This is a genomic window from Stenotrophomonas sp. Steno-C15 (assembly GCF_056393265.1).
Genome location: NZ_JBWJPF010000008.1, coordinates 74,049 through 86,801 on the forward strand (window position 1 = coordinate 74,049; position 12,753 = coordinate 86,801).

Here is a 12,753-nt window from a genome sequence, read left to right on the forward strand (position 1 = left end):
TTTCCAATATGTTTAGGCGCCTAATCATATTCATGACGGGATGGAACGCAACACCTACGGGGCCTGCCGCCGGGCCCGGCCGGGCGCACTCCTCGCGCAGGGGGCTGCAAGCAGCCGAAGCTGCGGTAGCATCGCGCCACGTCCCGCCAGGAGTTCCACGCATGCGCCGTGCCGTCCTGCTGTTGCTGACGCTGTTCCCCGCCGCCGTAATGGCCGCTCCCCCTCCCGTGCCCTCCCCGGCCCGGATCGATGCCGAAGCCAAGCGCCTGATGCAGGTCGCCCACGCCCGCGGGATGGCAGTGGCCGTCGTCGACGGTGGCAAGGTCGTGCACGTCGCCGCCTATGGCGAGCGCAACGCTGCCGGCGAACCGCTGCAGACCGACACGGTGATGTATGCGGCATCGCTGACCAAGATGGCCTTCGGCCACCTGATCGCGCAGCTTGCACAGGACAAGGTGATCGATCTGGATGCCAGCATCGCCAGCGCGCTGGACAGACCGCTACCGGACTATCCGGCCGAGGCGAAGAAGTACGCCGATTACACCGTGCTGGCCGGCGACGAACGTTGGCGCCGGCTGACCCCGCGCCTGCTGCTCAACCATGCCAGCGGCTTTGCCAACTTTGCATTCCTGGAGCCGGACGGAAAACTGAAATTCCACTTCGATCCGGGCAGCCGCTATGGCTATTCCGGCGAAGGCCTGATCCTGCTGCAGTTCGTGCTGGAGCGCGGGCTGGGCCAGGACGTGGGTACGCTCATGCAGCAGCGCGTATTCGACCGCTTCGGCATGCCCCGCACCAGCATGATGTGGCGCGAGGATTTCGCCACGAATCTGGCCGACGGCTGGACCGCCGAAGGCACGGCGGAGCCGCACGATGAACGCAGCCGCGTGCGTGCCGCCGGTTCGATGGACACGACCATCGCCGACATGGGCAATTTCGCGGCCGGCTATGTCAGTGGCCAGGGGCTGTCGGCATCGATGCGCCGGGAACTGGTGCGGCCGCAGCTGCCGATCACCACCGCCAGCCAGTTCCCGACGCTGCAGCCGGAACTGCCGGTGGCGCAGCGGCGCAGAAACCTGGCTGCGGGACTGGGCGTGGTGACATTCACCGGTCCACAGGGCGCAGGCTTCTACAAGGGCGGACATGACGATGCGGTGGGCAACACGCTGGTGTGCGTCGAACAAGGCCAACGCTGCGTGGTGATCCTGGGCAACGATGTGCGCGCCGAAGCGGCCTTTCCGGCACTGGTGCGCTTCGTGCTGGGCGAGACGGGGGTGCCGTGGGATTGGGAATACGGCGCCACGAAGGCATTCGTGCGCTGACAGGTCGACCACGGTCCACGTCCAGCAGAGGGGGCGGAACGCCCACAAAAAAACCCCGCCTTGCGGCGGGGTTTTTCACTTCATCGGGAACAACGCAGACCTTAGAAGTCCATGCCGCCCATGCCACCCATGCCGCCCATGCCACCGGCGCCGCCCAGGGCCGGCTCGTCCTTCTTCGGAGCTTCGGCAACCATGGCTTCGGTGGTGATCATCAGGCCAGCGATCGAGGCCGCGTTCTGCAGCGCCGAGCGGGTCACCTTGGTCGGGTCCAGGATGCCGAACTGCAGCATGTCGCCGAACTCACCGGTGGCGGCGTTGTAGCCGAAGCTGCCGCTGCCTTCCTTGACCTTGTTGACGATGACGGACGGCTCTTCGCCGGCGTTGGCGACGATCTCGCGCAGCGGGGCTTCCATCGCGCGCAGGGCGATCTGGATGCCGTGGTTCTGGTCTTCGTTGGCGCCCTTCAGGCCGGCCAGCGCGGTGACCGCACGGACCAGTGCAACGCCGCCGCCCGGAACCACGCCTTCTTCAACGGCTGCACGGGTAGCGTGCAGGGCGTCGTCGACGCGATCCTTCTTTTCCTTCATTTCGATTTCGGTGGACGCACCCACCTTGATCACGGCAACGCCGCCGGCCAGCTTGGCCACGCGTTCCTGCAGCTTCTCGCGGTCGTAATCCGAGGAGGTGTCCTGGATCTGGGTCTTGATCTGCGCAACGCGCGATTCGACCGCAGCCTTGTCGCCCACGCCGTCGATGATGGTGGTGTTCTCCTTGGAGACCTGCACCTTCTTGGCGCGGCCCAGGTCCTTGATGGTGGCCTTCTCCAGCGACAGGCCCACTTCTTCGGAGATCACGGTGCCTCCGGTCAGCACGGCCATGTCTTCCAGCATCGCCTTGCGACGATCGCCGAAGCCCGGGGCCTTCACGGCCACAACCTTGACGATGCCACGGATGGTGTTGACCACCAGGGTCGCCAGCGCTTCGCCTTCGACTTCCTCGGCCACGATCAGCAGCGGCTTGCCGGCCTTGGCGACGCCTTCCAGCACCGGCAGCAGGTCACGGACGTTGGAGATCTTCTTGTCGTGCAGCAGGATGAACGGCTCATCCAGGTCAGCGGTCTGCGACTGCTGGTTGTTGATGAAGTACGGGGACAGGTAGCCGCGGTCGAACTGCATGCCCTTGACCACGTCCAGCTCGTTGTCCAGGCCCGAGCCTTCTTCAACGGTGATCACGCCTTCCTTGCCGACTTCCTTCATCGCGTTAGCGATGATCTGGCCGATCGACTCGTCCGAGTTGGCCGAGATGGTGCCGACCTGGGCGATCGCCTTGTCGTCAGCGGTCGGCTTGGAGATGTTCTTCAGCTCGGTGACGGCAGCCACGACGGCCTTGTCGATACCGCGCTTGAGGTCCATCGGGTTCATGCCGGCAGCAACGGCCTTGGCGCCTTCGCGGATCAGGGCCTGGGCCAGCACGGTGGCGGTGGTGGTGCCGTCGCCGGCGTCGTCGTTGGTGCGCGAAGCAACTTCCTTCACCATCTGCGCGCCCATGTTCTCGAACTTGTCAGCCAGTTCGATTTCCTTGGCGACGGAGACGCCGTCCTTGGTGATGGTCGGGGCGCCGAAGCTCTTCTCGAGCACGACATTGCGGCCCTTCGGGCCGAGGGTGGCCTTGACGGCATTGGCGAGAACGTTGACGCCGCGCACCATGCGCGAACGGGCGTCTTCACCGAAACGGATATCCTTGGCAGCCATTGCAATTACCTCATTGGTCGCGCCGGGCCGTGCCCGGCGGCTGGGATGTGGGGATCAGGTTGAAACAGGTCGCGGCGGGGCTCAGCCGATGACGGCGAGCACGTCGTCTTCGCGCAGGACCTTGTACTCGACGCCTTCGCTCTTGTACGAGCTGCCGGCGTACTGGCCGTAGATGACCTTGTCACCGACCTTCAGCGACGGCGCGCGCACGCTGCCGTTGTCCAGCGGCTTGCCGGGGCCGACGGCCACGACTTCACCCTTGGTGGACTTTTCCTTGGCCGAGTCGGGGATGACGATGCCACCGGCGGAGATTTCGTCGGCTTCGATCGGCTTGACCACAACGCGGTCGTGCAGCGGCTTGATGCTCATAGGAGACCTCTTAAGTGATTGATTGGTCTAAAAAAGTCCGGCGATGTTAGCACTCGCACCAGGCGAGTGCCAGAACCGCACGTGAAGAAACCCGACAAGGTCGGGAGCACGGCAGAGATGGAGCCCCCCGGGAGGCTTTCAAGGGGCGTCGCGAAAAAAGTTTCCGCGCCGGACGCTGCGGCAGTGCGGTGGGGTGGCCCCGAATTAGGTGACCAACGTCGCACTGTCAGATATCTGACGTTCATTTACGACAAAGTGTCACTGGATCGGCCTTAGGCTCGGCCGCGCATTCCCAATCACAAGGAGTCGTCGATGCGATTGCTGTCCCCGCTCGCCACCGCCTGCGTGCTGGCCCTGGCCACCGCGCCGGCCCAGGCCGAGGTCTTCATCAACGAACTGCATTACGACGACAGCACCGCAGCCGGTGACGTCGGCGAGGCGATCGAGGTCGTGGCCACCGCCGGCGAGGATCTGTCCGGCTATCGGCTGTATCTCTACAACGGCAGCACGCCGTCGGCCGCTTCGGTGTACGCCAACACGGCCGTCCCTGCCGGCAGCGCCGCCGGGTGCGGCAGCGCCACCCTGGCCGTGGTCAGCTATCCGACCAACGGCATCCAGAACGGTCCCAACGACGGCATCGCGCTGGTCGACGCCAGCGGCAAGGTGGTCCAGTTCCTCAGCTATGAGGGCACGATCACTGCCTCCGGCGGTCCTGCCGCAGGCATGACCAGCCAGAACATTCCGGTGGCCGAGACCAACAGCACGGCCCCTGGCACCTCACTGCAGCTGACGGGCAGCGGCAGCCAGTACGCCCACTTCACCTGGGCCGAATCGGCGACGCAGACCTTCGGCAGCTGCAACAACGGCCAGACCTTCAGCGGTGGGGGTACGCCCGGTCCCAATACGCCGCCATCGGTGTCCACCACCACCCCCGCCCAGGGCAGCAGCACGTTCCCGGCCGCGGCCGATCTGGAAGTGGTGTTCAGCGAGACGGTGAACCTGGCCAGCGGCGCCTTCGCGCTGAGCTGCGGCGCCTCCGGCAGCGTACCGCTGACCCACCCGGCCAGCGGCAGGAGCGTGAAGCTGTCCACCAACACCGCGCTGGTGGCCGGTGAGGCCTGCCGCTTCGACATCCGCGCCGCGCGCATCACCGACCTGCAGGGCGCGCATCCGGCTGCCGACAGCCGCATCGCCTTCACCGTGGCCAGCGCCACGGGCAACCCCGATCCGGGCAATCCCGGCGTACCGGCGGGCTACTACTCCAGGGTCAACACCTCCAGCCCGAGCCAGCTGCGCTGCTCGCTGCACGCGACCATCAAGGGCCACACCGCCTATCCGTACAGCGGGTCGGGCACCAGCACCTGGACCATCCTGGAGATCGCCGACGAGGATCCGAACAATCCCAACCGCATCCTCGATGCCTATCGCAACCGCAGCTACGCCAAGGTCAGCGATCGCGCTGGCACGGGCAGCGGCCTGACCTACAACCGCGAGCACACCTGGCCGAACTCGCTGGGCTTTGCCAGCACCACCGGCGACAAGGGCCTGCCCTACGCGCCCTACACCGACACCCACATGCTGTACCTGACCGATGCGCAGTGGAATGCCGACCGCGGCAACAAGCCGTTCGGCAAGTGCGATGCCAACTGTGGCGAGCGCGCCACCGAGGCCAACAACGGCCATGGCGGCGGCAGCGGCGGCTACCCGGGCAATTCCAACTGGGTGCGCACGCCGGACGGCAACACCGGCACCTTCGAGGTGTGGGGCCATCGCAAGGGCGACATGGCGCGCGCGGTGATGTACATGGCGATCCGCTACGAGGGCGGCAAGGATGCAGCCACAGGCCAGTCCGAGCCGGACCTGGAGCTGACCGACGACCGCAGCCGGATCGTCAGGACCAGCAGTTCGCCGGCCTACATGGGCCTGCTCTCGACCCTGATCGACTGGCATCTGTCCGATCCGCCGGACGACGCCGAGCGCGCGCGCAACGACGTGATCTACAGCTTCCAGGGCAACCGCAACCCGTTCATCGACCACCCCGAGTGGGCGACGCCGGCGTTGTTCACCTCGGCCAAGCCGGCGACCTGCCAGCTGGCCAACTGACCGCGCAACGCAGCGGTCCATCGCCGCCGCCGGACCTTGATCCGGCGGCGGCCCTATACTCGACGGTCATGCCGACCGTCGATCCCGTCCTGCTGCTGTTGACCACCTGCCCGGACCGGGCCAGTGCCGAGCGCATCGCGCATGCGCTGGTCGGCGAGCGCCTGGCCGCCTGCGTGACGCGCCTGGAAGGGGCGCAGTCGACCTACCGCTGGCAGGGCGAGGTCACTACCGATGCCGAGCTGCAGCTGCTGGTGAAGACTACGGCCAGCCGCGTGGAGGCAGCGATGGCACGGATCGTCGAACTGCATCCGTATGAACTCCCCGAGTGCATCGCGGTCGAAGCCCGGGCCGGACTGCCGGCCTATCTGGATTGGATCCGGGCGCAGACCCGGGAGGACACCGCTTGATGAATCTGTTTGCCCGTGCCGCCGCGCTGTGCGCCCTGCTCTCGCTGGCCCTGCCTGCATTCGCCCTGGACGAGAAAGATCTGCTGCCGGTGGACCAGGCGTTCGCGCTGACCGCCAGTGCGCCGGAGCGGAACCAGATCCAGCTGCAGTTCAAGATCGCGCCGGGGTACTACCTCTATCGCCACCGCACCAGCGTCAAGGCCGACCCGGCCTTCAATGCCGGTGCGCTGCAGATGCCCAGCGGCACCAAGCACCACGACGATTTCTTCGGCGAGGTCGAGACCTACCGCGAACGCCTGCAGGTTTCGCTGCCGGGCGCCCCGACGGATGCGGCCGGCACCCTCAGCCTGGAAGTGCGCTACCAGGGCTGCGCCGATGCCGGTGTCTGCTACCCGCCGCAGAAGCGCGTGGTCCAGGTGACACTGCCCGGTGGTGGCGGTGGCGCCGCAGCCGCCCTGCCAACCGCGCGGGTCACCGGCGTGAGCGCGTTCAACACTCCGCTTGCCGGGGCCGGCAGCGGTGGTGGCCTGCGCCTGCCCGGCAGCAGCAACAGCCAGGCGCTTCCGCTGCCCTCCGAACAGGCCTTCGGCTTCGACGCGATCGCCAGCGATGGCAACACCCTGCTGCTGCGCTTCAGTCCCGCGCCGGGCTACTACCTGTATCGCGATCGCACCTCGCTGAAGCTGGAAGGCAGTGCCGGTGTGCTGGCAGATGCGCCGCGCTGGCCCGCCGCGCAGTCGCATCGCGACGAGCACTTCGGCGATGTGTCGGTGTACTTCAACCAGGTCGAAGTGCCGCTGCCGCTACGCCGCACGGTGACCGACGCGGTGGACAGCACACTGGTGGTGACCTTCCAGGGTTGCCAGACCGATGGCATCTGCTACCCGCCGATGACCCGCCGGGTGAAGCTGTCGATCCCCGCGGGAAAGATCAGCGCCCACGCCGGCCAGCCTGCGCCACGCAGCGAAATGATCCGACCGCTGCCGGCGGGCAGCGCCGCACCGCGCGAGGCGGCCAACGGCACCCCGTTGCGCCTGCTGCCGACCGTGCCGAACAGCGAACCGGCGCGTGCCGATGTGGCCGGCGCGCAGGCAGGGTTCGCCGCCGATGCGCGGGGCGACAACGCGCTGCGTACCCGCCCGCCGGCCACGACCCCGGATCCGGACCGTTCGTTCCTGTGGGTGCTGCTGCTGGCACTGGCCGGTGGTCTCGTACTGAACCTGATGCCCTGCGTGCTGCCGATCCTGTCGCTGAAAGTGCTGGGCCTGGCACAGAGCGGTGAGAGCGCCGAGCGCGCCCGCAGCCACGCCATGTGGTACACGCTGGGCGTACTGGTCGCCTTCGCGGTGATCGGCGCGCTGATGGTCGGCCTGCGCATGCTTGGCAATGCGGTGGGCATCGGTTTCCAGCTGCAGCACCCAGGCGTGGTCGCGGCACTGGCCTACATCATGTTTGCGGTTGGCCTGAGCCTGTCCGGCGTGTTCACCCTCGGCGGTGGCCTGGGCAACCTCGGCCAGTCACTCGCCCGTCGCAGCGGTCCGGCCGGCGATTTCTTCACCGGTGCGCTGGCCTGCGTGGTCGGCAGCGCGTGCGTCGGTCCGTTCATGGGAGGCGCGGTCGCCTATGCCTTCGTTGCCACGCCCGTACAGGCGATGGCCGTGTTCCTGTTCCTGGGTCTTGGCCTGGCCCTGCCGTTCCTGCTGATCGGCTTCGTGCCGGCGCTCGCGCGGCGCCTGCCCAAGCCCGGCCCGTGGATGGAAACGCTCAAGCACGTGCTGGCGTTCCCGATGTATGCCACCGCACTGTGGCTGCTGTGGGTGCTGGGCAAGCAGCGTGGCGTGGACGGCATGGCGCTGGCGCTGGGCGGACTGCTGCTGCTGGCCCTGGGCCTGTGGTTGTTCGAGCGCAGCCGCTGGCGCAGCCAGCGCGCCGCCGGCCTGCTGGGCGTGCTGCTGGCAATCGCCGCGCTGGTACCGGTGTGGGGCGTGACCCAGCTGAAGCCACCGGCACGTGCGGCACAGGCCACCAGCGAGAACGTCGTGGAGTATTCGCCGCAGCTGCTCGACCGCCTGCGTGCCGACAACCGCGTGGTGTTCGTCAACATGACCGCCGACTGGTGCGTGAGCTGCAAGGCGAACGAGCGCGCCGTGCTGTCGCGACCGGAGTTCAGGGAGCTGCTCAGGCGCACCAACGCGGTGTACATGCGCGGCGACTACACCAACGTGGACCCGCAGATCACCGCTTTCCTCGATGAGCACAAGGCCGTGGGCGTTCCGCTTTACGTGGTGTACGGGCCCGGCGCACCGCCGACGGTGCTGCCGACCCTGCTTACCCAGGCCGTGGTCGAAGAAGCGCTGCTGCGCACCGCACGATGAGGTGGCAACGGCCAGCGCTGCTGTGGACCGCGGTGCTGGCTGCCGGCCTGGGCCTGTGGGCCGGCCATCGCCTGACGCCGGTGCCGGCGGCGGACGCTGGCGATCCAGACGTGCAGCCACCTGCAGCACCGCTGCCCGTGCTGCAGGCAGGCGATGCCCTGCCCGCACTGGTGCTGCCGGACCTGCAGGGACAGCCGCTCGATCTGCGCCAGCGTTTTGCCGGCCGGCCGCTGCTCATCAATGTCTGGGCCAGCTGGTGCGGGCCCTGCGTCGAGGAAATGCCGGAACTGTCGCGCTTCGCGCAGGCGCAGCAACCTGACGGCGTGCAGGTGCTGGGGCTGGCGCTGGATACACCCGAAGATGTGCAGCGTTTCCTGCAGCGGGTGCCGGTGGACTACCCGATCGTGCTGGAGACGCCCGGTCCGCGCGATGCCAGCGTGCAGCTGGGCAATGCCCAGGGGCTGCTGCCTTACAGCGTGCTGGTGGATGCACAGGGCCGCATCGTGAAGCAGAAGCTGGGGCCGTTTGCCGCCGGCGAAGTGCAGACGTGGGCCCGGCTGTAAGCCTGGCCGCGGCCGGCATCCACGCGTCCTGATCCCGGTCAGACCAGTGAGCGCGCCCAGAGCTGGGACACCTGTGGCTGGCCGAACAGCTGCTCGTGCTGCTCGGTCATCAGTTCGAAGCCGGCCCGTTCGTACAGGCCGCGGGCGTCGATGAGCGCGGCATTGGTCCACAGCACCATGCGCTTGTAGCCCACCGCGCGCGCGAAGCTCATCGCCTCGTCCACCAGTCGCTGCCCGATGCCCCGCCTGCGCGCGCTGGCATCGACGTGCAGCAGCCGCAGCTTGGCATTGTGCGCGTCGTGCCGGACCACGAACACCGACCCCACCGGGGTGCCGTCCAGTTCAGCGATCCAGCAGCGCTCGGTCTGCGGGTCGTGTTCGCGCAGGTAGCGGGTGACGATGTCGGCCACCAGCGCTTCAAACTCCGCGTTCCATCCGAATTCGCGTGCATACAGCGCGCCGTGCTTCTGGATCACCCAGCCCATGTCGCCGGGGCGGGGATCGCGCAGCACGCAATCCGACGATGCGCCTCCCAGCAGTGCCTGGATGTGCGCCATCGCCTCAAGAAGGCGCTGGCATCCTGCTTCGCTGATATCTCCCAGCATGGCAGCGACGCTTTCGCTGGACGCTGCATCCAGCTGTGCGAAGGCGGCGCGGCCCGCCTCGGTCAACACCAGCCGGTTCGCGCGCGCATCCATCACCGACGGTTCGCGTTGAACCAGACCGCGCGCCTGCAGCCCGCTCAGCAGCCGGCTGAGGTAGCCCGCGTTGAGGTCCAGCCGATGGCCCAGCTGCGCAGCCGTGATGCCCTGGCCCGCCGCCAGTTCGAACAGCACCCGCGCCTCGGTGAGGGTGAAGTCGCTGTGCAGCAAACGCTCCTCGAGCACCGCGATCCTGCGGGTGTAGAAGCGGTTGAAGGCGCGGACCTGTGCGACGGGATCGGAAGTGAGCGCAGACACGGGGACGTTCCTGATGGTTGCCTTGGGCACATAGTACATGCCTTGAGCAACCATATAAGGCTGTTTTGCGATCCATTCCGCGTCTTGGCGCCTTAAAACGAAAGATTCGTTGCAGCACGGTTTACGTTCTGTTAATTCTGCGTTTAGCGACCAGGGCCCTGGCTGCAAGGAGAACCAACAGGATGAACGACTGACCGACAAACCACTCAAATCGACTGCAGGGTGCATGCATGAAACACGGAATTCGCAGAAGTGTTCAGGCTCCAGACGCAATCACGCCATTGGCATCCGCAGTAATGGTGGCCCTCGCCACCGCGCTGCTGTCCACCAGCCCCGTTGCACGGGCGCAGGACAGCGGCACATCGACGACGCCCGACGCGGCCACCACCCTGGATACCGTTTCGGTACTGGGCAGCCGCACCAAACCGCGCACGGTGTCCTCGTCGGCGGTGCCGATCGACATCATCAGCGGTGAAGAGTTCCGCAACCAGGGCGCGACCGACGCCCTCGACCAGCTCAAAGTGCTCGTGCCTTCCTTCAACGTCAGCACGATTCCCATCGACGATGCGGCCAGCCTGGTGCGTCCGGCCAACCTGCGTGGCCTGCCGCCGGACAACACCCTGCTGCTGGTCAACGGCAAGCGTTTCCACCGCTCGGCGGTGATCACGTTCCTCGGCCACGGACTGTCCGACGGCGCACAGGGACCGGACCTGTCCGTGTTCCCCTCGCTGGCGCTGGAACAGGTGGACGTGCTGCGCGACGGCGCAGCGGCACAATACGGCTCGGACGCCATTGCCGGCGTGCTCAACTTCAGCCTGAAGAAGCTGCGCGAAGGCGGCACCGCCGAGGTGTTCGCCGGCCAGTACTACGAGGGCGACGGCCTCACCACCCAGTACTCGGCGCAGATCGGCCTGCCGCTCACCGAGCACGGCTTCGCCACCCTTACAGCCGAATGGCGCAACGCCGACGACACCTCGCGCAGTGTGCAGCGCGACGATGCCGCCGCGGTCGCAGCGGCAGGCTACCCCGGGGTGAAAGATCCTGCGCAGATCTGGGGATCGCCGAAGGTGGACGACGACCTCAAGCTGGTCGCCAACCTCGGTTACGACACCGAGAACGTGGAGTTCTACCTGTTCGGCAATTACGCCAAGCGTGAAGTGGATGGCGGGTTCTACTACCGCGACCCCACCGCACGTTCGGGCGTCTACTCCAACGATGGCGGCCAGACATTGCTGGTGGGCAACCTGACCGGCGTGGGCGCATGCCCCACCATCGCCCTGCGCGATGGCGCCGGCAACCTGCTGCCGTACGGCACCGTGAGCGGCGCGGTGGCTGCCCTGCCCGCCAACTGCTTTACCTTCCTGTCCAGCCTGCCCGGCGGCTTCACCCCACGCTTCGGCGGCAAACTGGAAGACGCCTCGGTGTTCGCCGGCGCCAAAGGCACCTGGGGTGAGTGGTACTGGGACGTGAGCGGCTCCTGGGGGCGCAACGACATCGAGTTCACCATCTACAACACCGTCAACGCCTCGCTCGGTCCCGACCAGCCGGCCGGGCTGTTCTTCCGCCCGGGTGGCAATACCCAGACCGAAAAGAACCTCAACGTGGACGTCAGCCGGGACATCCCGGTCAGCTTCAGCAGCCAGCCGCTGCGCCTGGCGATGGGTGCCGAATGGCGCGAGGAGAGCTTCAGGATCAGCCCCGGTGACGGCCCGTCCACAGCCATCGGGCCGCTGACCGAACAGGGCTTCGCGCTGGGCTCCAACGGATTCAACGGCTTCAGCACGCGCACCGCCGGCACCTTTGATCGTCGCAACTGGGCCGCCTACGCCGACCTGGAGGCCCAGCTCACCGAGCGGCTGCTGCTGGCCGGTGCGCTGCGCTACGAGGACTACGATTCGTTCGGCAGCACCACCACCGGCAAGCTCACCGCGCGCTTCGACTTCAACGAGCACTTCGCTCTGCGCGGCGCCTACAACACCGGCTTCCGTGCGCCGACTCCCGGCCAGGCCAACATCAGCCAGATCAGCACCGTGTTCGGCGGTACCGCACTGGAAGACATCGCCACCCTGCCGCCAACCAATCCGATTGCCCAGCTCAAGGGCGCGCAGCCGCTTACTCCGGAAGAGTCCAGGAATGTGTCATTGGGTGCGGTGTGGACCGAAGGTGACTGGCTGGTCACCCTGGACGGCTATCAGATCAAGGTGGAAGACCGCATTGCCCTGAGCACCAGCTTTGCAGTCACTCCGGAGGAGCGTGCGGCGCTGGTGGCCGGCGGCAATGCGGAAGCCGCGTCCATCTCGCAGGTAACCTACTTCGGCAACGCCTTCGATACCACCACCACCGGCGTGGACCTGGTGACCAGCTTCAAGAGCAACCACTTCGGCGGGGTCACCACCTACTCGCTGGCGGCCAACTGGAACCGCACGAAGGTGGACCGCTACGACACCGACTTCATCGACGAAGCGCGCGTGTACAAGCTGGAGAAATCGCTGCCCAGGACCAAAGGCTACTTCAGCATCAATCACCAGCGGCAGATCTTCCACGCCAATCTCCGGTTCAACTATTACAGCAGCTGGTACGAGGATCACCTGGACAGCGGCGTGATCTCCGCCGAGGACGGCGGCCTGCCGATCTACGGGGGCAGCGCGTTGATCGTGGATGCGGAAGTGGGCTGGAAGTTCGATTCGGGCCTGTACGTCAGCGTGGGCGCGCAGAACCTGTTCGACCGTGTGCCGGCCAGCAACCCCTGGGGGGGCGTGGCCGGTGCGCAGTATCCGGTGCATTCGCCCTACGGATTCAACGGCGGGTTCTATTACACGCGGGTGGGCTGGAAGTTCTGACGCAGGTGCAAGTGCGCGCAACGGTGGCCATGGAAGGCCCCGTCGCTGGCGCCACCCCACCGGC

Annotated in this window: 9 protein-coding genes; 6 read left to right on the top strand and 3 right to left on the bottom strand. The window is 66.9% G+C overall.

The features are described from left to right. The first annotated feature begins 161 nt into the window (after window positions 1–161). A complete protein-coding gene (locus AC06FB_RS08705) occupies window positions 162–1,322 on the top strand; it encodes a serine hydrolase domain-containing protein (protein WP_478053587.1) in 1,161 nt (386 codons plus the stop codon). Window positions 1,323–1,423: 101 nt separating this feature from the next. Here AC06FB_RS08705 and groL read toward each other — a convergent pair whose 3' ends face one another. After that, window positions 1,424–3,073 (bottom strand): chaperonin GroEL, encoded by a 1,650-nt coding sequence (gene groL / locus AC06FB_RS08710; protein WP_478053588.1) that lies wholly within the window; start codon window positions 3,071–3,073, stop codon window positions 1,424–1,426. Between the two features lie 81 nt (window positions 3,074–3,154). Next, complete coding sequence (locus tag AC06FB_RS08715; protein ID WP_006396661.1) at window positions 3,155–3,442, bottom strand: co-chaperone GroES; 288 nt, start codon at window positions 3,440–3,442, stop codon at window positions 3,155–3,157. A 312-nt stretch (window positions 3,443–3,754) separates the two neighbouring features. Between AC06FB_RS08715 and AC06FB_RS08720 the strand changes: the two genes are divergently transcribed. From AC06FB_RS08720 to AC06FB_RS08735, 4 genes are all read left to right on the top strand, one after another. Continuing rightward, on the top strand, window positions 3,755–5,545 hold the full coding sequence (locus AC06FB_RS08720; protein ID WP_065174432.1) for an endonuclease: 1,791 nt from the start codon (window positions 3,755–3,757) through the stop codon (window positions 5,543–5,545). Between the two features lie 68 nt (window positions 5,546–5,613). Then, complete coding sequence (gene cutA / locus AC06FB_RS08725; protein WP_053515713.1) at window positions 5,614–5,952, top strand: divalent-cation tolerance protein CutA; 339 nt, start codon at window positions 5,614–5,616, stop codon at window positions 5,950–5,952. After that, window positions 5,949–8,327: a protein-disulfide reductase DsbD family protein gene (locus AC06FB_RS08730; RefSeq protein WP_111186270.1), complete on the top strand. Its 2,379-nt coding sequence runs from the start codon at window positions 5,949–5,951 to the stop codon at window positions 8,325–8,327. The genes cutA and AC06FB_RS08730 overlap by 4 nt, the downstream gene beginning before the upstream one ends. Then, window positions 8,324–8,890: a TlpA disulfide reductase family protein gene (locus AC06FB_RS08735; protein ID WP_053515709.1), complete on the top strand. Its 567-nt coding sequence runs from the start codon at window positions 8,324–8,326 to the stop codon at window positions 8,888–8,890. The genes AC06FB_RS08730 and AC06FB_RS08735 overlap by 4 nt, the downstream gene beginning before the upstream one ends. A 38-nt stretch (window positions 8,891–8,928) precedes the next feature. Here AC06FB_RS08735 and AC06FB_RS08740 read toward each other — a convergent pair whose 3' ends face one another. Beyond that, window positions 8,929–9,849: a bifunctional helix-turn-helix transcriptional regulator/GNAT family N-acetyltransferase gene (locus tag AC06FB_RS08740; protein ID WP_065181626.1), complete on the bottom strand. Its 921-nt coding sequence runs from the start codon at window positions 9,847–9,849 to the stop codon at window positions 8,929–8,931. 296 nt (window positions 9,850–10,145) lie between these two features. Here AC06FB_RS08740 and AC06FB_RS08745 point away from each other — a divergent pair, with 296 nt between their 5' ends. Beyond that, window positions 10,146–12,689 carry a TonB-dependent receptor plug domain-containing protein gene (locus AC06FB_RS08745; protein WP_164151368.1) on the top strand — a complete coding sequence of 848 codons (2,544 nt, stop codon included), beginning with the start codon at window positions 10,146–10,148 and terminating at the stop codon, window positions 12,687–12,689. The last annotated feature ends 64 nt before the right edge of the window (window positions 12,690–12,753 follow it).

Excerpts from the sequence above, each read along its gene's own strand:
- AC06FB_RS08705 (WP_478053587.1), top strand. The coding sequence starts at position 162 with ATGCGCCGTGCCGTCCTGCTGTTGCTGACGCTGTTCCCCGCCGCCGTA.
- groL (WP_478053588.1), bottom strand. The coding sequence starts at position 3,073 with ATGGCTGCCAAGGATATCCGTTTCGGTGAAGACGCCCGTTCGCGCATG.
- AC06FB_RS08715 (WP_006396661.1), bottom strand. The coding sequence starts at position 3,442 with ATGAGCATCAAGCCGCTGCACGACCGCGTTGTGGTCAAGCCGATCGAA.
- AC06FB_RS08720 (WP_065174432.1), top strand. The coding sequence starts at position 3,755 with ATGCGATTGCTGTCCCCGCTCGCCACCGCCTGCGTGCTGGCCCTGGCC.
- cutA (WP_053515713.1), top strand. The coding sequence starts at position 5,614 with ATGCCGACCGTCGATCCCGTCCTGCTGCTGTTGACCACCTGCCCGGAC.
- AC06FB_RS08735 (WP_053515709.1), top strand. The coding sequence starts at position 8,324 with ATGAGGTGGCAACGGCCAGCGCTGCTGTGGACCGCGGTGCTGGCTGCC.
- AC06FB_RS08745 (WP_164151368.1), top strand. The coding sequence starts at position 10,146 with ATGGTGGCCCTCGCCACCGCGCTGCTGTCCACCAGCCCCGTTGCACGG.